Below are 18,987 nucleotides of genomic sequence, written 5' to 3'. Positions count from 1 at the left end.
GCATGTACAAGTACGACGAATATGACCGCTCCATCGTCGAGGGCCGGATCGCCGAGTTCAGCGATCAGGTCGCACGGCGCCTATCGGGGCAGATCACCGAGGACCAGTTCAAGCCGCTGCGGCTGATGAACGGCCTGTATCTTCAGCTGCACGCCTATATGCTGCGCGTGGCGGTCCCCTATGGCACGATGGACAGCCGCCAGATGCGGATGCTGGGCCATATCGCGCGCACCTACGACCGGGGCTACGGCCATTTCACCACGCGCCAGAACCTGCAGTTCAACTGGATCAAGCTGGAGGATACGCCCGCGATCCTGCGCGAGCTGGCGACGGTCGAGATGCATGCCATCCAGACCAGCGGCAACTGCATCCGCAACATCTCGTCGGACCAGTACGCCGGTGCCGCCGCCGACGAGGTGACGGACCCGCGCCCCTGGGCGGAGCTGCTGCGCCAGTGGTCGACCTTCCACCCCGAGTTCACCTATCTTCCGCGCAAGTTCAAGATCGCGGTGATCGCGGCCGACGAGGATCGCGCGGCAATGCGGCTGCACGACATCGGGCTGCAGATCCTCGAGCGCGACGGCAAGCTGGGTGCGGCGGTGTATGTGGGCGGCGGCATGGGCCGCACCCCGATGATCGCCTCGCTGATCCGCGAGTTCGTGCCGTTCGAGGACTTCGTCAGCTATCTGGAGGCGTGCCTGCGGGTCTACAATCGCTATGGCCGGCGCGACAACATCTACAAGGCGCGAATCAAGATCCTGCTCCACGAGATCGGCGCCGACGAATATCGCCGCCAGGTGGAGGAAGAGTTCGTGGCGGTGAAGGCGCTGGGGATCGACCCGCCGCAGGCCGAGTTCGACCGCATCGCCGCCCATTTCGCGCCGCCGCCGTTCGAGGAAGGCCTGTCGGACGCGCTCGACCGCAGCGATCCCGATTTCGCGGTGTGGCTCGACCAGAACGTCAAGGCGCACAAGCAGCCGGGCTATGCGATCGTCAACATCAGCCTGAAGCCGGCCAAGGGCATTCCGGGCGACGCATCGGCCGACCAGATCGACCGCATGGCCGCGCTTGCCGAGCGCTACAGCTTCGACGAGCTGCGCGTGACCCATGCGCAGAACATCGTCCTGCCGCATGTCCGCAAGGCGGACCTCTATGCCGTCTGGCAGCAGCTGGTGGAGGCTGGGCTCGCCGAGGCGAACCTGGACCTGATCGGCGACATCATCGCCTGCCCGGGGCTCGACTATTGCAGCCTCGCCAACGCCCGTTCGATCCCGCTTGCGCAGAAGATCGCCGGGCGCTTTGCCGACTTGGGGCGGCAGCGCGACCTGGGCGAGCTGAAGCTCAAGATCTCGGGCTGCATCAACGCCTGCGGCCACCATCATGCCGGCCACATCGGCATCCTGGGCGTGGACCGGAAGGGCACGGAGAATTTCCAGCTGCTGCTGGGCGGATCGGGTGCCGAGGACGTGAGCCTGGGCAAGATCACGGGACCGGGGTTCTCCGAAGACGGCGTCGTCGACGCGATCGAACGCGTCACCGACCGCTATCTGGCCGAGCGTCACGAGGGCGAGCGTTTCGTCGACACATACCGGCGCATTGGCATGGAGCCGTTCAAGGAGGCGATCTATGGCTGAGCTGACCACCAATCCGGCCGACGCTGGCTTCCTGCGCTTTCGCGACGATGCCCCGCATGACGAGCCGGCGGTGACGCTGGACGCGTTCCTGGGCCAGTCCAACGCCACGGCGGTGCGGCTGGAGGCCGGCGACGACGCGCGGGCGCTGCTCCCCTATCTCGACCGGATCGCGCTGGTGGAGGTGAGCTTCCCCAAGTTCCGCGACGGGCGCGGCTATTCGTCGGCACGGCTTCTGCGCGAGGCCGGGTATGAGGGTGAGCTTCGCGCGCAGGGAGACGTGCTGGTCGACCAGCTGCTGCCGATGCGGCGCTGTGGCTTCGACAGCTTCGCGCCCGAGGCGCCGATCGACCAGGCGACGGCGGAGGCGGCGCTGAGCCGCTACGCGCACTTCTACCAGCGGGCTGCCGACCCGGTGCAACCGGTGTGGAAACTGCGTCATGGGTAATGCTGCACTGCGGATCATCGACCGGCTCGACCTCCAGCCCCGCTTCACGCTGGCGGATGCCGCACGGCTGAACGAGCGCTTCCGCGGCGTGGACACGCAGGAAATGCTGCGCGTGGCGCTGGGCGAAGGGCTGCTGGGCGACGTGGCGGTGGTGTCGTCGTTCGGGGCCGAATCGGCTGCGCTGCTGCACCTGGTGGCGAGCGTCGACCGGTCGGTGCCGGTGCTGTTCCTCGACACGGGCAAGCATTTCTCGGAGACGATCGCCTATCGCGACGAACTGGTGCGCTTCCTGGGGCTCACCGACCTGCGCATCCTCCAGCCCGATGCCGAACGGCTGGCGGCGCGGGATGAGAGCGGGTTGCGCTGGTCCTATGACCCGGATGGCTGCTGCGAGATCCGCAAGGTCGAGCCGCTCGCGCGCGGGCTGGCCGGATTCGACGCGAGCTTCACCGGGCGCAAGGCGTTCCAGGCGGCGACGCGCGCGAACCTGCTGCGCTTCGAGCTGGACGGCGACCGGCTGAAGGTGAACCCGCTGATCACCTGGTCCAAGGAAGAGCTCGACGCCTATTTCGCCGCGCACGACCTGCCGGTGAACCCGCTGGTGGCGATGGGCTATCCGTCGATCGGCTGCCAGCCGTGCACCAACAAGGTGGCGCCGGGCGAAGACCCGCGCTCCGGCCGCTGGAGCGGCTGGAACAAGACCGAATGCGGGATCCACACCCCCATTCCCGACGGCGACCCGAACCAGCCCGTCTTCTGACCGGCGCGGCTGCGGCCGCGGTTTTCCCCTCGCGCCCTTAGTGCTCTCGCGGAAGCGGGAGGCTGGGGGCGTTTTGCGTATCCTTCTGAACGGTCGGCGCTCTCGTGGTTGTGGGAGGGCGTTCGCGCGTCTGCTGGGCGTGGACGAGCCTGTGGATAAGTTGTTGGCAATTGGTGGGCGCGGCGTTGGTCCGGGGTGGATCGGGGTTGAAACTGGCGGTGGACAGGCTGTGTATGGGTCGTGTGCAAGCCTGTGGACGGGCTGTGGACAGCATGTGCAAAGCCCTGTGGATAACCTGTGGATAGGCCGTGAGCGGATACGTGCATCGCTCGGTGAATGATCGCTGCACAAGCTGTGGATAAGTTGTGGAGGGATACCACCGCAACGGCCTAGGATCGCGGGTGTCTGTTGGTAGCCGACAGGTGCCACAAGCGAGACGGCGCACCCCGGCGAAGGCCGGGGCCCAGTTGGGGTGAGGGTGCGGGGGCGCGCTGACTTCGACAATGCCGCGCTGGCCCGTGGGGTTGCCGCGCCCTTCGGTCAAAACCCTCACCGTGCTCCTGCGCAGGCAGGAGCCCAGGGTTCTGGAACTCCGCGAGCAGTTGTTCTGCTTGGCCCTGGATTCCTGCCTGCGCAGGAATACGGCGGTATGGCGAGCTGTTGCGGGTGTCGCGGCGGCCCGGTTGCCGGGGCGGCTGGAACGGTGGTGCGCCTACGCCCGATGGCGCCGCAACTGGGCCCCGGCCTTCGCCGGGGTACGTGGTCTATGAGGGTGGCGCGGTCGCGGTTTACGGGTGCCGGCGGGGGATGCCGTGGCGGGCGGCGAGCGCCTCCAGGATGGCCTCGCGGGTGTCGGCGAAGCGCAGCCCGTTGGCCTCTCCGGTCGCGAGCGCCGCGGGCGCATCATCGGCGAGGATCAGAAGGGGGAGCGATTGGTGCGCCTCCCCTACCAGCGCCACCACCCGCTCGCGCGGGCGGGCCCAGGCGACGTGCTCGACGTCCAGGCGCTCCCGCAAGCCTGGATACGCCGCGAGCACGCCCTCGATCACGATGCAGTCGAAGCAGAAGTAGTGCGCATCGGGATAGGCCGGGTCGGTGCTCGCCGGGTCGATCAGGATCAGCCGGTCGCGCGTCCCCTGCCCGCCCGCGTCACTCATTGTCGAAGCTGCCGTAGTTCTCGCCGACATAGTCGCTGAAGCGCGTGATGGTCGGTTCGAACTTCATCGTGACCTTGCCGGTGGCGCCGTGGCGCTGCTTTGCGATGATGAGCTCGGCGAGGCCATAGACGCGTTCCATGTCGACCGCCCACTTCGCGTGATCCTCGAACACGCGGGCGTCGTCGCCGTCGCGCGGGCGCTTAGGCTCCTTGGCGGCGACATAATAATCCTCGCGGTAGACGAACCAGACCATGTCGGCGTCCTGCTCGATCGAGCCGGATTCGCGAAGGTCGGAGAGCTGCGGGCGCTTGTCCTCGCGCTGTTCGACCGCGCGGCTGAGCTGCGAAAGCGCGATCACCGGCACGCCGATGTCCTTGGCGAGCGTCTTCAAGCCGCGGCTGATCTCCGAGATTTCGTTGACGCGGTTGTCGGATCGGCCGGTGCCCTGCAGCAGCTGGAGATAGTCGACCACCACCAGGCCGAGCTGGTCGTCCAGGCGGCGGTGGAGACGGCGCACGCGGGTGTGCAGGCCGCTGATCGAAAGACCGGCGGTGTCGTCGATGTAGAGCGGCAGTGATTCGAGGTCGGCCGCGGCATCGGCGAGCTTCACGAACTCCGCCTTGCTGATCTTGCCCATGCGCAGCGCTTCGGAGCTGATGCCGGACTGTTCGGCGAGCACGCGGGTGGCGAGCTGGTCGGCCGACATTTCCAGGCTGAAGAACGCGACCTTGGCGCCGACCGACTTGCCCTTCTCCACGCCGGCGCGCTGATCGTCCATGAAGCGGCGCGCGGCGTTGAAGGCGATGTTGGTGGCAAGCGAGGTCTTGCCCATGCCGGGACGGCCAGCGAGGATGATCAAGTCGGAATGGTGGAGACCACCGATCCGCGAGTTGATGCTGTCGAGGCCGGTGGTGACGCCCGACAGGCCACCGCCCGAGTTGAGCGCGCGATCGGCCATCTGCACGGCCATGGTCGTCGCCTGGGCGAAGCTCTTGACCGTATTGGCGGTGGTGCCTTCGGCCGCGACGCGGAACAGCGCTTCTTCGGCCTGCTCGATCTGCTTGCGCGGGTCGATCGTCTGGCTGGTGTCGAGCGCGTTTTCGACGAGCGTCGTGCCGACGGTGATCAGCGCGCGCAGCTGGGCCAGGTCGTAGATCTGCTCGGCGAACTGCTTGGCACCCAAGAGGCCCGCGCCGCTGCCGGTCAGCTGGGCGAGATAGCCGGGGCCACCCAGCTCGCGCATGCCGGCGTCGTCCTCGAACAACGGGCGCAGCGTCACCGGGTTGGCGAGCATGTTCTGGCGGCGCACGTCGCGAATCTTTTCGAAGATGCGGGCGTGGACGGGTTCGAAGAAATGGTCCGGCTCGAGTCGCTCGACGATGTCGTCGGCCAGCCGGTTGTCGATCATCATCGCGCCCAGGAGCGCCGCTTCGGCCTCCACGTTCTGGGGGAGGCGCGCAGCCGGGGACGGAGCGGACGAGCCGCCGATATGTGCAAGTGTGGCCATGGGCCTGCTTTTCCCAGACGCGGCGGCCAAGCTCAAGCGACCCTAAGCGAAACATCTGTGGACAGGTGCGTTTTGCCGGCTTGGGCGTTGCCAAGGCGCGCCAAACGGCTAAGCGCTGCTCCACCATGGCCGATCCGCGGATCATCGACGTCTCGCTCGACGAGCGCACCATTCTCTGGCGCAGCGCCGACGTCGAGCAGGAACGGCGGATCGCCATCTACGACCTGCTGGAGGGCAACCGCTTCGCGCCGCAACGGGTGCATGCCGACGGCTATGCCGGGCCGTACCGCGTGCGCCTGCGCGTGGAGGACGGGCGGCTGGCGATCGACATCCGTCGCGCCGACGACACGCCGCTGGAGACGCTGGTGCTGGGCCTTGCCCGCTTCCGCCGGCCGATCCGCGACTATTTCGCGATATGCGACAGCTATTACCAGGCGCTGCGCCAGGCGACGCCGCAGCAGATCGAGACCATCGACATGGCGCGCCGGGGTCTCCACAACGAAGGCGCCGAGCTGCTGATCGAGCGGCTCGCCGGCAAGATCGAGATCGATTTCGATACGGCGCGCCGCCTTTTCACGCTCATCTGCGTGCTGCACATCAGGGGTTGAATTCAGGGAATGCGGGTTTTGAAGGCGGTGCTCGCCATCGCGGCGGCGCTGTGTCTCGCGGGGGCCGCGGGCTGGCACTATGCGACCGACTGGCGGCCCTCGACGGGCGAGTATCCGGTGCAGGGCATCGACGTGTCGGAGGAGACCGGGCCGGTCGACTGGCTGACGGCGCGGGCCCGCGGCGTCGACTTCGCCTATGTCCGCGCGATCGGCGACGGCACGCGGCGCGACCGGCTGTTCCAGTCCAACTGGGCGGCACTGGGCGAAGCGGGCATCCGCCGCGGCGTGATCCACCAGTTCTCGCTGTGCCGGGCGACGGAGGCGCAGGCGGACGCGTTCGTCACCTTCGTGCCCCGCGCGATCGACGCGTTGCCGACGGTGCTGGAGCTGGAACTGGACGAAGGCTGCGCCCGCCGCCCGGAGCGTGCGCAGGTCCTTGCCGGCATTCGACGCTTCCTGGAGGTGGTGGAGCACCACACCGGTTCGCCGATGCTGCTCAAGGTCTCCGAGCCGTTCGAAAAGGCCTACGCCGTGAGCGGCGCCGTCGACCGGCCGCTGTGGGCCGCCCAGGAGTTCTTCGCGCCCCTCTATCTGGCACGTCCGTGGCGGATGTGGCAGGCGAGCACCATCCGGCGGATCGACGGCGTCGACCGCCCCGTCCATTGGGATGTCGTAGCACCATGACCGATACCGAAGCCCTGATCGCGGCGGCGCGCACCGCCGCCCGCAACGCCCATGCGCCCTACTCGCGCTTTGCCGTCGGCGCCGCCCTGCGCATGACCGACGGCAGCGTCATCACCGGCGCCAATTTCGAGAATGCGAGCTACGGCCTGTCGCTGTGCGCGGAGACGGTGGCGGTCGCCACTGCGAGCGCGCAAGGGCGGCTGGGCGAGATCGCCGAGGTGGCGGTGATCGGCGGGATAATGGTCGACGGCGTCGCGACCGGCGACGTGCCGGTGCGGCCGTGCGGGCGCTGCCGTCAGGTGCTGAACGAGGCGGCGCAGATCGGGCGGCGCGACTTGAAGGTGTTCTGCGCGGGTGCGGAGGGCGATGCCGTCGAGGAGCACCGGCTGTCGGAGCTGCTGCCGCATGCGTTCGGGCCGGCGGACCTGGGGCTGTAGGGGCCGCGAGCGAACCCCGGCGAAGGCTCAGGTGGGGCGATCTGGTCGGATCGTGCCTCACGGCGGTCTTCCCAACTGGGCCCCGGCCTTCGCCAGGGTACGGGTTTGGGTGGCGAGAGTCAGGCTGCTCCTGACACATTCTCCGGCTCCCGCGAAGGCGGGAGCCCAGGGCACCAGGCATTATCAGCCGTTTCTCTGCTTGGCCCTGGATCCCCGCCTTCGCGGGGAAACGACGGAGCGTGGTCGTTACGCCGCGACTTCGGACGCTTCCGTGGTCCAGCCGAGATGCGGCAGGGTGATCGATCTGCGGCCGGACAGGTCAGTGCGGCACACGAACAGGTCGCGGCTCTCGATATAGGCGACCAGCCGCTTCACGCGGCCCATCGAGCTGGTGCCATAGGTGCGCGCGATCTCCTCGTCGCTCGGGCATGGCTCGCCGACGCGGGCGGCGCGGGCGATCAGCAGGAAGGGCCCAAGCATGTCGTCGGGCAGCGACGCGGCGAGCTGGAGCGCGTCGCCCCACTCGTCTTCGGGCGATTCGAAGATGCCGGCGCGGGCACAAGACAGGCGGCGGGTGAAGGCTGGCAGGTCGAGCGGCGGGCGCGACAGCCCCGCCATGCGGCAGCGCACGCCGAAGTCCTGGTAAAGCATCGCCGCCGGGCGCTGGGCCGCGTCGTCGTCGGACAGGATCGCGCGCAGCACGTCGGCGATGATCGTGTCGGTTTCCTCCTCCGAACGCTCGGGCAGTGCCGGGGTGGCGATCGGCCCGGCCGGGCGCTCGATCGCGGCCATCACCTCTTCGGGAGGCGGCGCCGGGCGGACCGGCATCGGCAGCGGCAGCATCTCCTCGACGGGAGCGAGCAGCAGGTCCTTGATGTCGGCGACCTGGCCGGAGGGGAGCGGCGTCAGCTTGGGGCTGCCGCTGCGCGCCGAGGTCTCGACCGCGCCGATCCGCACCGCCACAGGCCGGCGCGTGACGGCCGGGCCGAGCGCGAGGAACGTGCCGCGCTGGAGGTCGCGGATCTGTTCGGCCTGGCGACGCTCCATTCCGAGCAGGTCGGCCGCGCGGGCCATGTCGATGTCGAGGAAGGTGCGGCCCATCAGGAAGTTGGACGCCTCGGCCGCGACGTTCTTGGCGAGCTTGGCGAGGCGCTGGGTCGCGATCACGCCGGCGAGGCCGCGCTTGCGGCCGCGGCACATCAGGTTGGTCATCGCCGAGAGCGAGGCGCGACGGACTTCCTCCGCCACCTCACCGCCGGTGGTGGGGGCAAACAGCTGCGCCTCGTCCACCACGACGAGCGCTGGATACCAGTGCTCGCGCGGGGCATCGAACAGCGCCGAGAGGAAGGCGGCGGCGCAGCGCATCTGTCCTTCGGCCTCCAGCCCTTCCAGGCTGAGGACGACGGAGGCGCGATGCTCGCGGGCGCGCGCGGCGAACTTCGCCACCTCGCGCTCGCTGTGGTCGACCGCATCGATGACGATGTGGCCATAGGCGGCGGACAGGGTGACGAAGTCCCCCTCCGGGTCGATCACCACCTGCTGGACGTGGCGCGCGCTGCGTTCGAGCAGGCGGCGCAGCAGGTGCGACTTGCCCGAGCCCGAATTGCCCTGAACCAGCAGGCGGGTGGCGAGAAGTTCTTCGAGATCAATCGGAACCGGCTTGCCGGCCGGATCGGTTCCCATGTCGACGGCAACGGTCATGCCGGCGCGTTTGGACGATGGCAGGGGGCTGCGGCAAGGGGGATGCGACGGTTTTCGCAGACAGCACTGTTCCTGTCCGCGCCTTCCTTTTCCGTTCGCCTCGAGTAGCCGTCGAGCTTGTCGAGACGGCGTATCGAGAGGTCGGCGCGCGCGGCTCTCTCGATACGGGCTCTCGACAAGCTCGATCCCTACTCGAGACAAACAGGTGGGGAATGGTGGAGCCGCGGAAGATCTCTCAGGCGAACAGCTGTCCCACCAGCGCCCCCACCGAGGCGATCGCCTGGTCCGCCTTCTCCGGCGCGATCCCGGGCGCGTCGAGGTAGCAGGCGATCAGGATCGGCTTGCGGTTCGGCGGCCATGCGATGGCGATGTCGTTGGCCTGCCCGTTGCCGCTGGTGCCGGTCTTGTCGCCGACTCGCCAGCTCTTGGGCAGCCCGGCGCGCAGCCGCTTGTCGCCGGTGCGGCAGCCGATCATCCAGTCGGTGAGCTGCTTGCGCGACGCCGGCTCCAGCACGTCGCCCGTGAGCAGCGCCGCCAGCAGCGTCGTCATCGCCATCGGCGTCGTCGTGTCGCGCAGTTCGCCGGGCTTGTAGTCGTTGAGCTCGGGCTCCACGCGGTCGAGCCGGGTGATCGTGTCCCCTGCGGAGCGCAGGAAGCGGGTCAGGCCGGACGGCCCGCCGAGCTGCGGCAGCAGCAGGTTGGCGGCGGCATTGTCGCTCCACTCGACGGCAGCGGCGCACAGCTCCGCGAGCGTCATCTGCCCGCGGGGCAGGTTCTCGCGTACCACCGGGGCATAGTCGAGGAGATCGCCTTGCGTGAAGCGGATCGGGCGCTGGAGGTCGAGTTCGCCACGATCGCCGCGCGCGAGGATCGCGGCGGCAAGCGGCACCTTGAAGGTCGAGCACAAAGGATAGCGCGCCAGCGGGTCGAGCCACAGGCGGCGCCCGGTGCCCGTGTCCAGCACCGACACGCCCAGGCGGCCGCCTGCCTCGCTGGCGATCGCGGCGAGCGGATCGGCGGGCGCAGCGAAGGCGGCGCTGCCCAGCGCCTCCAGCCAGGTCGGCAGCAGCACTGCGGCCGCGGCGCCGGCGACGAACTCGCGCCGCCGCATCAGCGCCGCCTCGCGTCGGCCTGCTGGCCGGGCATGCGCACCGTGAGGCCTTCGAGCGCGTCGGTGAGCGTGATCTGGCAGGCGAGCCGGCTGGTGCGCGTGGCGCCGGGGGCGAAATCGAGCATGTCTTCCTCTTCTTCCGACGGCGGGGGCAGCAGGTCGGCGAATTCCGGCGCGACGATCACGTGGCAGGTCGAGCAGGCCATCTGCCCGTCGCACGTGCCCTCCAGCGGCTGGCCATAGGCCTGAGCGAGGTCGAGCAGCCGATCGCCGGCAGCACCGCGTGCTTCCTCGATCGCGCCGTCGACGCCGATGAAGCGGACGATCATGCCGCCACCTTTTGCGCGCGCGCCGCTGCGTCGATCCGGGTGATGGCGTTCAACAATTCCTCCTCGGTGGTGGTGCGGCCGAAGCCGATGCGGATGCTCGATCGCGCCTCCGCGTCCGACAGGCCGATGGCGCGAAGCACGTGGCTCGGCCGCCCCGAGCCGCTGGCACAGGCGGAGCCCGCGGAAAAGGCGATGTCGCGCAGGTCGCTCATCAACCGCGCCACGTCGAGCCCTTCGCGCCGCAGGTTGAGGTTGCCGCGATAGCGGTGCTCGGTGGAGCCGTTCACCCGCCAATCGCGCCCGAGCGCGGCCCGTGCCGCCTGAGCGAGACGGGCGACGTGCGCCGCGTCTTCGTCTTGCCGCTCGACCGCGAGCCGGGCGGCGGCGCCGAAGCCGGCACACAGCGCGGGCGAGAGCGTGCCGGAACGTCCCGGCGCCTCCTGCCCTCCACCGTGGAGCAGCGGCGCGAGCGGCACGCCGTCGCGGACCCACAGCGCGCCGATACCCTTCGGCCCGTGGATCTTGTGGCCGGAGACGGCGACCAGATCGCAGCTGTCGGGAACGGGCACCCGGCCATAGCCCTGCACCGCGTCGCACAGGAACCGCGCGCCGGCGGCGTGGGCGAGTGCGGCGAGCTCCGCGATCGGCTGGATCACGCCGATCTCGTTGTTGACCAGCATCGCCGCCACCAGGCCGGTGCCGGGCAGGATCGCGCGGGCGGCTTCCTTCAGGTCGACGCGGCCGTCGCTGCTCACCGGCAGGATGGTGACCGCACGGCCTTTCCGCGCCTCGGCAGCGACGGTGTCGAGCACGGTCGCGTGCTCGGTCGCGAGCGTCACGATCGAGCCCTGGGTCCCCTGGATCGCCCAGTTGAGCGCCTCGGTGGCGCCGGAGGTGAAGGCGACGCGGCCGCCCTCCGGCAGCAGCCTGGCCACCTGTCCGCGCGCCACTTCCACCGCGGCGCGGGCGGCGCGGCCCTCGCGATGCGGGGAGTGCGGGTTGGCGTGCTGGCGCTCCAGCCAGGGGAGCATCGCCGCCAGTGCCTCGGGCGCGAGGGGGGTCGTGGCCTGATAGTCGAGGTAGCTCATGCCGCCCGCGCCCGCGCTTCCCGGGCGATCGCGGTCCAGGCGTCGGCGAAGCGGCGGGCGTCCTCGGCACGGGTGTTCCAGCCGAAGCTCACCCGCACCACTTCCCGCGCAGACTGCGCCTCCCAGCCCATCGCGCCGAGCACGTGGCTGGGCTTGAGGCTGCCAGACGAGCAGGCGCTGCCGGCGGACACCGCGATGCCGCTGCCGTCGAAGCGGATCAACTGCGCGGCGGAGGCGACGCTTGGCATGCGATAGGCGGCGATGGTGGCGAGGCGGGGTGCCTCCCCGGCGACGACCTCCCCGCCTTCTGCGATCACCGCCGCGTCGAGCATGGCGCGCCATTCGGTCGCCTGCTCCAGCCAGTCGCGCGGCGTTTCCAGCGCGGCCGCGAAGCCGAGCACGCCGGGCAGGTTCTCAGTCCCGCCGCGGTAGCCCTGCTCCTGGCCGCCCGTGGGTTCGAGGACCGCGAAGTCGCGCACCAGCAGCGCGCCGATGCCCGGCGGCCCGCCGAGCTTGTGCGCGGAGACGGCGATTAGGTCCGCGTCCGGCAGCGGGAGCTTGCCCGCCGATTGTGCGCAGTCGGCGAACAACAGCTCCCCGCGTCCGCGGATCTCGGCCGCGAGCGTGTCGAGGGGCTGGAGCACGCCCGTTTCCGAATTGGCGGCCTGGATCGCGAACAGCCGCCGCTCGCCGGTGGGCTCGGGCAGCGAAGCCCGGCCTGCCACATCCACCGGCAGCCGCTCCGCATCGCCCGCCGCGCGCAGGACGGCGTCATGCTCGGTCGGCGACACGGCGATCCGCACGCCCTTGGCCCGCCCGAGCGCCAGCGCGATCGCCTCGCTGGCGCCGCTGGTCAGGATCACCTCATGGGGCCAGCCGAGCGCTGCGGCGATGCGGGCGCGGGCGTCCTCCAGCATGCGGCGCGCCGCGCGCCCCTCCGCATGAGGAGACGAGGGGTTCGCCCAGCGCGCCATGCCCTCTGCCACCGCGGCGATCGCCTCCGGCCGCATCGGGGTTGTCGCGGCATGATCCAGATAGAGTCGTTCGGCCAAGTATCGTTCCGATTGCGCGGGAAAGCTTGCCGCCTATATAGCGCGCAGCTTGCTGCGCCCAACCGCGCGCCCCATTTCTCTCGGCAGGAAACCCATGCCCGAAGTCATCTTTCCCGGCCCGGAAGGGCGCCTCGAAGGTCGTTTTGCCCCCGCCCCGCGCCCGCGCGCACCCGTGGCGATGATCCTCCACCCGCATCCCAATGCCGGCGGCACGATGAACAACCGCATCGTGCAGGAGCTCTACAAGACCTTCCAGCGCCGCGGCTTCGCGACGCTGCGCTTCAACTTCCGCGGCGTCGGCAAGAGTCAGGGCACGTTCGACAACGGCGTCGGCGAACTGTCGGACGCGGCTTCCGCGCTCGACTGGGTGCAGAGCTTCCACCCCGAAGCGCAGACGACCTGGGTCGCAGGCTTCGGCTTCGGCGCGTGGATCGGCATGCAGCTGCTGATGCGCCGTCCCGAGATCCGCGGCTTCATCTCGATCGCGCCGCCCGCGAACATGTTCGACTTCACCTTCCTGGCGCCCTGCCCCTCCTCGGGCATCATCATCCAGGGCGAGGCGGACGAGGTGGTGACGCCGGCCGCGACCCAGAAGCTGGTCGACAAGCTGCGCACGCAAAAGCACATCACCATCCACCACGACGTGATCCCCGGCGCGAACCACTTCTTCGAGCACGAGATGCCGGAGCTGATGGGCAGCGTGGACCGCTATCTCGACATGCGGCTCGACCCGAACTCGCCGATCCGCTGACCGGGCAGCCCGGGGGCGCCGCGCGTCCCCGGAGGCCGTTTCCAACACATGATTGCGGCGCCTGCGCGCGCGGTGTAGGCGCGCCAGCAATGCGCGCGGCGTCCGATCCCATCTCGTCGTATCGCGCGTCCCGCCGGCCCCGCACGGTCGCGTTGTTGCTGGCGGTCGGGATCAACGTCCTGATCCTGATCATGCTGCTGACGCTCGCGCCGCGGCTGTTGCCGCCCCCGCCGCCCGAGGCGGCGCCCCCCGTGTTCGACATCACGCCCGACCCGCCCGAGACCCAGGCGGCCGGCGACCCCGAGGTGCCGAAGCCCGGCGGCGGCGCCACCGCACGCAGCCGCCCCAAGGACGCGGTGACGGCACCGCCACCGCCGCCCAGCGCGCCGCCCGCTCCACAGCCCACCCCCAACATGCTGGTCCTGAGCAGCGAGGATTTCGCCGCGTCCGACATCGGCGCGATCCGATCGAAGCAGGGCGCCGAACTTGCCGACAGCGGTTCGGCGAACGACGGCGGCGACGCTGCGGATAGTGGTGCGGCCTATGGTCCGGGCGAAGGACCCGGCGGCGAACGGCTGTACCGGGCGGAATGGTATCGCCGGCCGACCGACCGGGAGCTTGGCGCCTATATGCCGCCGCAGGGTGCCCCTGCCGGCGCATGGGCGGAGATCGCCTGCCGCACCGTCGCCGATTACCGCGTCGAGGACTGCCGCGAGCTGGGCGACTCTCCGCGGGGATCGCGGCTGGCGGGCGCCATCCGCCAGGCCGCGTGGCAGTTCCGCGTCCGGCCGCCGCGGGTCGGCGGAAAGCCGATGATCGGCGCCTGGGTCCGCATCCGCATCGACTTCACCCAGCGTCCCCAGCCCTAGCGTCGCTGCGGCGTTGTGCCGGCGCCGGGCGCCGCATAGACTGGCGGGATGGAAAGCCTTCTCGCACTCTTCTCCGACCCGACAGCCTGGGCCGCACTGATCGCGCTCGTGGTGATGGAGGTGGTGCTCGGCATCGACAACCTCGTCTTCATCTCGATCCTGTCGAACAAGCTGCCGGAGGAGCAGCGGGCTCGCGCCCGCAAGGTCGGCATCGGCCTCGCGCTCGGCATGCGGCTCCTCCTGCTTTCCATGATCGCCTGGCTCGTCGGGCTGACGGCGGTGGTGTTCGACCTCGGCATCACGGGTCCGCTCAACGACTATGGGCAGCCTGCGTTCGAGACCGCCTTCTCCTGGCGCGACCTGATCCTGGTCGCCGGCGGGCTGTTCCTGATCTGGAAGGCGACCAAGGAGATCCACCACAATGTGGACGCCACCCCGAGCGACGACCTGCTCGACAAGAAGCAGGTGGCGGCGATCACCTTCGGATCGGCGATCGTCCAGATCATCCTGCTCGACATGGTGTTCTCGATCGATTCAATCCTGACCGCGGTCGGCATGACCGACAATCTCGCGGTGATGATCATCGCCGTGCTCGCCGCGGTCGGCGCCATGGTGCTGGCGGCCGATCCGCTGGCGAACTTCATCGCCCGCAACCCCACGGTCGTGATGCTCGCGCTGGGCTTCCTGCTCATGATCGGCGCGGTGCTGATCGCCGACGGCTTCGGCGTCCATGTGCCCAAGGGGTATATCTACGCGGCGATGGGCTTCTCGGTGCTGGTCGAGCTGCTGAACATGCTCTCCCGCCGTGCGCAGCAGCGGAAGGGCGGGAAGCACTAGGGCCGGTCTTCCGCCGGGGCGGGCGGGCTGGGTCGTGGATTCATCAAGCCGACGGTCTGCGAACGCCCACTTTCGGACATTGTGCCTTGCGACGCCCCGCTTCAGTACAGACGTTCCGCGTTGCACAAGGAGGTACCGGCGCTAAGGTGCAAAATTGGCTCGCCGACGCCACCACGCCGATTGGACGACGCACCAGCAAAGTGGGTGCCTGATGCAACGGTCGACCAGTTCTTCGTTGAAAATGATGTTCTACAGCATCGTATGCGCGACCGGGGCGTGGTCCCCCGCATTGCCGATGCCTTGGCGGTTCATCTGGGTCGCCACCTCATGCATCTCGTTAGTGCTACTGATCCGCTCCATCCGACGACGCCCATGTCACCACGGTTTTGTCAACCAGCGCGGGGCGGTCTTCTATCCATGGGTGGTAGACCCCTGCCCGAAATGCGGTTCGAGTATCGACGAAGAGGCCGCGGCAAGTCGCGACGACTTCGACGGGAACAACCGCTAACGCCCAGTTGCAGACGTTCCGCCACATCCGCATACTTCTCGGATGCGGTCATTGATCCTCTGCTTTGTGGCCATGCTGGTCGCCGGTTGCGAGTCAGACAGAATGACAGCGCAGGTCAGCAGGGTTGAGGTTCAGGCTCCTGGCCTGACCGTGACGTTAGATGCAAAGGGCAGTGACGAGCCTGTCGCCAACATCGCGGCCGAAGGTCAAAAGCCAAAATCGTTTGAGGTCAGTCCTGTCGCCTACGCACGGTTTCTGAAACGTGTCGAAATGTTCAAGTCCGCTTCTGGCCCGACGGATGAAATGTCTAAGCGGTTCTTATCTGAAACTTGCCCGGCAGATACTCCGTACGTCACCGACGCGGGCATGATCTCGATCCGCTGGATCGGAGTTGGCCTTGATCGTATCTACGTTGCCGATCTCGGATGTGATCCACGGAAGAATGCAGCCCGAAACCGCAGACTACGCGCAGTTGTGAACGGCCTGCCGATCCCCGCGATCCGAACGCGGTTTAGCCCGCTACCGTCTTCTTTCGTCTGTTGCGCAGAGCGACCACTCCGCTTTGCACCACTCCTCGCAGTTCGCCGCGGCGAAACCGGACCCCAAAAGCGGACTGGCGGCAAACGCCCCATTGCGGACCTCGCTCGGCTTCGCTCTTATGCCGTAATGACCAAGCTTTTTTACGGTAGCTACGTAATCTGCGCGTCGCTGGCGCTTCTTCAGCTGATCATCTACGGCTTAGCATATTTAAGCGGAGAAATAGCAATCTACGACAATATCGTAAATTTTATCTGTGGCTTTTCCAGCTTTATCTTGCTCGCAAGCGTCTTATTTTGGCAGCCGATAAGGATAATTGCTTATATTCACAGTTTCCACAGTAAACATGTATGTTTGGGAAATGAGCGTTCATCCAATTGACCTTACGAGAATGTCTTTCTCTAATGTTCTTATTAACGGCTTACTCTTCCTGATCTTCATCATTGTGCCAATTCTGGGATTCGTGAGCGGCGCGTCTCTTTTGAGGCAGCATGTCGGCCACAATGAATAGGATTGCGCGGCGAACATCGGCGCGTCCGCTCCCCACCCATAATCGGTCGTTCAATGCTCGCCCTAGAAGCGGTCGTTGATGGGTTCACGCCCTAGTCTTCTCCCGCCAGCACCGCCGCATAGGCGTGCGGGTCGACGTTCCCGCCCGACAGCAGCACCAGCATGCCGTCTGCCGGTGTCACCTTGCCGGCGAGCAGCGCCGCAAGCCCAACCGCGCCGCCGGGCTCCACCACCAGGCGCAGCTGGCGCGCGGCCCAGCGCTGGGCGTGGCGGATCTCGGCTTCGCTGACGGCGACGCCGGTGGCGCCGCGGCGCGCGATTACCTCGAAGGTGAGCGGCGACACCCGCTGCGTCTGGAGCGCGTCGCATGCGGTGTCCGGCGCGTCCGGCGCCACCGGCTCGATCCAGCCGGCCTCCAGCGACGCCCGCATGTCGTCCCAGCCCTCCGGCTCGACCACCGTCAGTTCCGCGTCCGGAAGGGCAAGCGCGAGGCCGGCGGCCAGGCCGCCGCCGCCGCAGGGCGTCACGACGTGGCGCACGGACCCTAGACCCTGCGCCTCCATCTGCTGCGCGGCCTCGATGCCGGCGCTCCCCTGCCCCTCGATCACCCAAGGATCGTCGAAGCTCGGCACCAGCGTCGCGCCGCGCGCGGCGGCGAGTTCGCCCGCGATCCGCTCGCGGCTTTCGCTGCGGCGGTCGTAGCGCACCACCTCGGCGCCGAGCGCCAGCGTCGCCTCCCGCTTCACCTCCGGCGCGTCGGCCGGCATGACGATCGTCGCCGGCATCCGCAGCCGCCGCGCCGCCCAGGCGACTCCCTGCGCGTGATTCCCCGACGAGAAGGCGACGACGCCCCGCGCGCGGGCCGCTTCGTCGAGCGCGGTCAGGCGATGCCAGGCGCCACGGACCTTGAACGCACCGATCGGCTGGAGCGATTCGGCCTTGAACGCGACCCGGCACCCGCGGATTTCGGCCGCGAAAAGCGGTGTCGGGGGAAGGATTTGGGCGATCTTTGCAGCCGCGTCCCGCACTCCGGCGCGTGTGGGCTGTCGCACGATGGTCACATTTCGTCTCCGCAGCGGCCGTGATGCGAGTCAGGCGCTTTACACGCCGGTTCACCGACCCTATGTGCGCCATCCGCTGCCCCATGGGACTTCCAACCGCAAGGCAGCTCTTGTGTCGAACTACCCCGTTGGAGGTCCCTTGAATTGGCCGAACACCATAGCGCGCTGGGGCTAGCAATCGCCCACTCTGACGTCGTCCGCGGCGTCGACATCGCCCAGCGTGCTCCGGTCCAGCCGGTAACGCTTGTCCGTCCGCACGCCGCGCGTCGGGCCGCCCGATTCTTCGTCGAGAAGTTTCCGGGCCGGTCGATGTATGCGGTGAAGGCGAACCCGTCGCCGGATCTGCTGCAGATCCTGTGGGACAGCGGCATCACGCATTTCGACGTCGCCTCGATCGCGGAGGTGCGGCTCGTCTCGCGCACGCTTCCGGACGCGACCCTGTGCTTCATGCACCCGGTCAAGGCCGAGGAAGCGATCGCCGAGGCGTATTTCACCCACGGCGTGCGCGTCTTCTCGCTCGACACGACCGAGGAGCTGGAAAAGATCGTCCGTGCGACCCGTGGCGCCGAGGACCTGACGCTGTGCGTCCGGCTGCGCGTGTCGTCGGATCACTCGAAGCTGAGCCTCGCGTCGAAGTTCGGCGCGGCGCCGCACGAGGCGAAGGAACTGCTGTTCGCGGCGCGCCAGGCGGCCGACGCGCTCGGCATCTGCTTCCATGTCGGCAGCCAGGCGATGTCGCCGGAAGCCTATGCCAATGCGATGGAGCGCGTGCGCGCCGCCATCGTCGAGGCAGCCGTGACGGTGGACGTGATCGACGTGGGCGGCGGGTTCCCGTCGACCTACCCGGGCATGGAGCCGCCGCCGCTGGAGCGCTATTTCGAGACGATCCACCGCGCGTTCGAAAGCCTGCCGGTGTCCTATTCGGCCGAGCTGTGGGCCGAGCCGGGCCGCGCGCTGTGCGCCGAGTACAGTTCGCTGGTGGTGCGCGTGGAGAAGCGCCGCGGGGCCGAGCTCTACATCAACGACGGTGCCTATGGCGCGTTGTTCGATGCGGCGCACATCGGCTGGCGCTTTCCGGTGCAGCTGCTGCGCGAGCCGGAGTCGGACGCCAAGGACGTGGGCTTCAGCTTCTACGGGCCGACCTGCGACGACATGGACCACATGGCGGGTCCGTTCGAGCTGCCGGCGGACATCCGGGCGGGCGACTATGTCGAGATCGGCATGCTCGGCGCCTATGGCTGCGCGATGCGGACGGCGTTCAACGGCTTCGGTTCGGAAGAGACGGTGATCGTCACCGACGAGCCGATGGCTTCGCTCTACGTCGCGCTGGAAGCGGCCGAACGCGCGAAGCGCTCGAACGTCATCAAGCTTTAACGGCCGCAAGGCCTACCTATATGGGCG

At 68.5% G+C, this 18,987-nt stretch carries 19 protein-coding genes; 11 read left to right on the top strand and 8 right to left on the bottom strand.

The window, feature by feature from the left end; genetic code table 11:
- The first annotated feature begins 2 nt into the window (after nucleotides 1–2).
- From ABDZ92_RS14950 to ABDZ92_RS14940, 3 genes are read left to right on the top strand one after another with little or no spacing between them, the layout of a single operon-like run.
- Nucleotides 3–1,634, top strand: a complete 1,632-nt coding sequence (locus ABDZ92_RS14950; protein ID WP_125960362.1) for a nitrite/sulfite reductase — start codon at nucleotides 3–5, stop codon at nucleotides 1,632–1,634.
- On the top strand, nucleotides 1,627–2,079 hold the full coding sequence (locus ABDZ92_RS14945) for a DUF934 domain-containing protein (RefSeq protein ID WP_125960363.1): 453 nt from the start codon (nucleotides 1,627–1,629) through the stop codon (nucleotides 2,077–2,079). Before ABDZ92_RS14950 ends, ABDZ92_RS14945 begins: the two co-directional genes overlap by 8 nt.
- The gene (locus ABDZ92_RS14940; protein WP_125960364.1) at nucleotides 2,072–2,839 is read left to right on the top strand and encodes a phosphoadenylyl-sulfate reductase; all 768 of its coding nucleotides are present in this window, start codon (nucleotides 2,072–2,074) and stop codon (nucleotides 2,837–2,839) included. The genes ABDZ92_RS14945 and ABDZ92_RS14940 overlap by 8 nt, the downstream gene beginning before the upstream one ends.
- Before the next feature lie 788 nt (nucleotides 2,840–3,627).
- Here the strand turns inward: ABDZ92_RS14940 and ABDZ92_RS14935 are convergent.
- The gene (locus ABDZ92_RS14935; RefSeq protein WP_125960365.1) at nucleotides 3,628–3,996 is read right to left on the bottom strand and encodes a DUF3088 domain-containing protein; all 369 of its coding nucleotides are present in this window, start codon (nucleotides 3,994–3,996) and stop codon (nucleotides 3,628–3,630) included.
- Nucleotides 3,989–5,503, bottom strand: coding sequence for a replicative DNA helicase (locus tag ABDZ92_RS14930; RefSeq protein ID WP_125960366.1), 1,515 nt, complete (start codon nucleotides 5,501–5,503; stop codon nucleotides 3,989–3,991). Before ABDZ92_RS14930 ends, ABDZ92_RS14935 begins: the two co-directional genes overlap by 8 nt.
- A 125-nt stretch (nucleotides 5,504–5,628) precedes the next feature.
- On the opposite strand from ABDZ92_RS14930, the gene ABDZ92_RS14925 reads away from it, so the two are divergent.
- From ABDZ92_RS14925 to ABDZ92_RS14915, 3 genes are read left to right on the top strand one after another with little or no spacing between them, the layout of a single operon-like run.
- Nucleotides 5,629–6,111: a UPF0262 family protein gene (locus tag ABDZ92_RS14925; protein WP_125960367.1), complete on the top strand. Its 483-nt coding sequence runs from the start codon at nucleotides 5,629–5,631 to the stop codon at nucleotides 6,109–6,111.
- Between the two features lie 9 nt (nucleotides 6,112–6,120).
- A complete protein-coding gene (locus ABDZ92_RS14920; protein WP_125960368.1) occupies nucleotides 6,121–6,795 on the top strand; it encodes a glycoside hydrolase family 25 protein in 675 nt (224 codons plus the stop codon).
- On the top strand, nucleotides 6,792–7,232 hold the full coding sequence (locus tag ABDZ92_RS14915; protein ID WP_125960369.1) for a cytidine deaminase: 441 nt from the start codon (nucleotides 6,792–6,794) through the stop codon (nucleotides 7,230–7,232). The genes ABDZ92_RS14920 and ABDZ92_RS14915 overlap by 4 nt, the downstream gene beginning before the upstream one ends.
- Nucleotides 7,233–7,478: 246 nt before the next feature.
- On the opposite strand, the gene ABDZ92_RS14910 is transcribed toward ABDZ92_RS14915, so the two are convergent.
- From ABDZ92_RS14910 to ABDZ92_RS14890, 5 genes are all read right to left on the bottom strand, one after another.
- The gene (locus ABDZ92_RS14910) at nucleotides 7,479–8,933 is read right to left on the bottom strand and encodes an ATP-binding protein (protein WP_125960370.1); all 1,455 of its coding nucleotides are present in this window, start codon (nucleotides 8,931–8,933) and stop codon (nucleotides 7,479–7,481) included.
- 235 nt (nucleotides 8,934–9,168) lie between these two features.
- Nucleotides 9,169–10,044: a class A beta-lactamase gene (gene bla, locus ABDZ92_RS14905; RefSeq protein WP_125960371.1), complete on the bottom strand. Its 876-nt coding sequence runs from the start codon at nucleotides 10,042–10,044 to the stop codon at nucleotides 9,169–9,171.
- Nucleotides 10,044–10,373: a 2Fe-2S iron-sulfur cluster-binding protein gene (locus ABDZ92_RS14900; RefSeq protein WP_125960372.1), complete on the bottom strand. Its 330-nt coding sequence runs from the start codon at nucleotides 10,371–10,373 to the stop codon at nucleotides 10,044–10,046. Before ABDZ92_RS14900 ends, bla begins: the two co-directional genes overlap by 1 nt.
- Nucleotides 10,370–11,461, bottom strand: coding sequence for a cysteine desulfurase family protein (locus ABDZ92_RS14895; RefSeq protein WP_125960373.1), 1,092 nt, complete (start codon nucleotides 11,459–11,461; stop codon nucleotides 10,370–10,372). Before ABDZ92_RS14895 ends, ABDZ92_RS14900 begins: the two co-directional genes overlap by 4 nt.
- A complete protein-coding gene (locus ABDZ92_RS14890; protein ID WP_125960374.1) occupies nucleotides 11,458–12,513 on the bottom strand; it encodes a cysteine desulfurase family protein in 1,056 nt (351 codons plus the stop codon). The genes ABDZ92_RS14895 and ABDZ92_RS14890 overlap by 4 nt, the downstream gene beginning before the upstream one ends.
- A gap of 94 nt (nucleotides 12,514–12,607) precedes the next feature.
- On the opposite strand from ABDZ92_RS14890, the gene ABDZ92_RS14885 reads away from it, so the two are divergent.
- The 4 genes from ABDZ92_RS14885 to ABDZ92_RS14870 all read left to right on the top strand — a co-directional run bounded on the left by ABDZ92_RS14885 (nucleotide 12,608) and on the right by ABDZ92_RS14870 (nucleotide 16,396).
- Nucleotides 12,608–13,264, top strand: coding sequence for an alpha/beta hydrolase (locus ABDZ92_RS14885; RefSeq protein ID WP_125960375.1), 657 nt, complete (start codon nucleotides 12,608–12,610; stop codon nucleotides 13,262–13,264).
- An 89-nt stretch (nucleotides 13,265–13,353) separates the two neighbouring features.
- Entirely contained in the window at nucleotides 13,354–14,133 is a 780-nt protein-coding gene (locus ABDZ92_RS14880; protein WP_125960376.1) for a hypothetical protein, read from the top strand.
- Between the two features lie 48 nt (nucleotides 14,134–14,181).
- Nucleotides 14,182–14,970, top strand: coding sequence for a TerC family protein (locus ABDZ92_RS14875; protein ID WP_125960377.1), 789 nt, complete (start codon nucleotides 14,182–14,184; stop codon nucleotides 14,968–14,970).
- Nucleotides 14,971–15,520: 550 nt separating this feature from the next.
- Nucleotides 15,521–16,396, top strand: coding sequence for a hypothetical protein (locus tag ABDZ92_RS14870; RefSeq protein ID WP_164521234.1), 876 nt, complete (start codon nucleotides 15,521–15,523; stop codon nucleotides 16,394–16,396).
- 221 nt (nucleotides 16,397–16,617) lie between these two features.
- Here ABDZ92_RS14870 and ABDZ92_RS14865 read toward each other — a convergent pair whose 3' ends face one another.
- On the bottom strand, nucleotides 16,618–17,586 hold the full coding sequence (locus ABDZ92_RS14865) for a threonine ammonia-lyase (RefSeq protein ID WP_206432177.1): 969 nt from the start codon (nucleotides 17,584–17,586) through the stop codon (nucleotides 16,618–16,620).
- A gap of 144 nt (nucleotides 17,587–17,730) precedes the next feature.
- Here ABDZ92_RS14865 and ABDZ92_RS14860 point away from each other — a divergent pair, with 144 nt between their 5' ends.
- Nucleotides 17,731–18,960: a type III PLP-dependent enzyme gene (locus ABDZ92_RS14860; protein ID WP_125960379.1), complete on the top strand. Its 1,230-nt coding sequence runs from the start codon at nucleotides 17,731–17,733 to the stop codon at nucleotides 18,958–18,960.
- The last annotated feature ends 27 nt before the right edge of the window (nucleotides 18,961–18,987 follow it).

Source organism: Sphingomonas molluscorum (genome assembly GCF_039522995.1).
In the GTDB taxonomy this organism is placed as follows: Bacteria; Pseudomonadota; Alphaproteobacteria; order Sphingomonadales; family Sphingomonadaceae; genus Sphingomonas; species Sphingomonas molluscorum.
Note: the sequence above shows the minus strand (reverse complement) of the source record. Positions and strands in the feature narration are given on the sequence as shown.

Coding starts and splice junctions, on each gene's coding strand:
- ABDZ92_RS14950 (WP_125960362.1), top strand. CDS start 3: ATGTACAAGTACGACGAATATGACCGCTCCATCGTCGAGGGCCGGATC.
- ABDZ92_RS14945 (WP_125960363.1), top strand. CDS start 1,627: ATGGCTGAGCTGACCACCAATCCGGCCGACGCTGGCTTCCTGCGCTTT.
- ABDZ92_RS14940 (WP_125960364.1), top strand. CDS start 2,072: ATGGGTAATGCTGCACTGCGGATCATCGACCGGCTCGACCTCCAGCCC.
- ABDZ92_RS14935 (WP_125960365.1), bottom strand. CDS start 3,996: ATGAGTGACGCGGGCGGGCAGGGGACGCGCGACCGGCTGATCCTGATC.
- ABDZ92_RS14930 (WP_125960366.1), bottom strand. CDS start 5,503: ATGGCCACACTTGCACATATCGGCGGCTCGTCCGCTCCGTCCCCGGCT.
- ABDZ92_RS14925 (WP_125960367.1), top strand. CDS start 5,629: ATGGCCGATCCGCGGATCATCGACGTCTCGCTCGACGAGCGCACCATT.
- ABDZ92_RS14920 (WP_125960368.1), top strand. CDS start 6,121: ATGCGGGTTTTGAAGGCGGTGCTCGCCATCGCGGCGGCGCTGTGTCTC.
- ABDZ92_RS14915 (WP_125960369.1), top strand. CDS start 6,792: ATGACCGATACCGAAGCCCTGATCGCGGCGGCGCGCACCGCCGCCCGC.
- ABDZ92_RS14910 (WP_125960370.1), bottom strand. CDS start 8,933: ATGACCGTTGCCGTCGACATGGGAACCGATCCGGCCGGCAAGCCGGTT.
- bla (WP_125960371.1), bottom strand. CDS start 10,044: ATGCGGCGGCGCGAGTTCGTCGCCGGCGCCGCGGCCGCAGTGCTGCTG.
- ABDZ92_RS14900 (WP_125960372.1), bottom strand. CDS start 10,373: ATGATCGTCCGCTTCATCGGCGTCGACGGCGCGATCGAGGAAGCACGC.
- ABDZ92_RS14895 (WP_125960373.1), bottom strand. CDS start 11,461: ATGAGCTACCTCGACTATCAGGCCACGACCCCCCTCGCGCCCGAGGCA.
- ABDZ92_RS14885 (WP_125960375.1), top strand. CDS start 12,608: ATGCCCGAAGTCATCTTTCCCGGCCCGGAAGGGCGCCTCGAAGGTCGT.
- ABDZ92_RS14880 (WP_125960376.1), top strand. CDS start 13,354: ATGCGCGCGGCGTCCGATCCCATCTCGTCGTATCGCGCGTCCCGCCGG.
- ABDZ92_RS14875 (WP_125960377.1), top strand. CDS start 14,182: ATGGAAAGCCTTCTCGCACTCTTCTCCGACCCGACAGCCTGGGCCGCA.
- ABDZ92_RS14870 (WP_164521234.1), top strand. CDS start 15,521: ATGCGGTCATTGATCCTCTGCTTTGTGGCCATGCTGGTCGCCGGTTGC.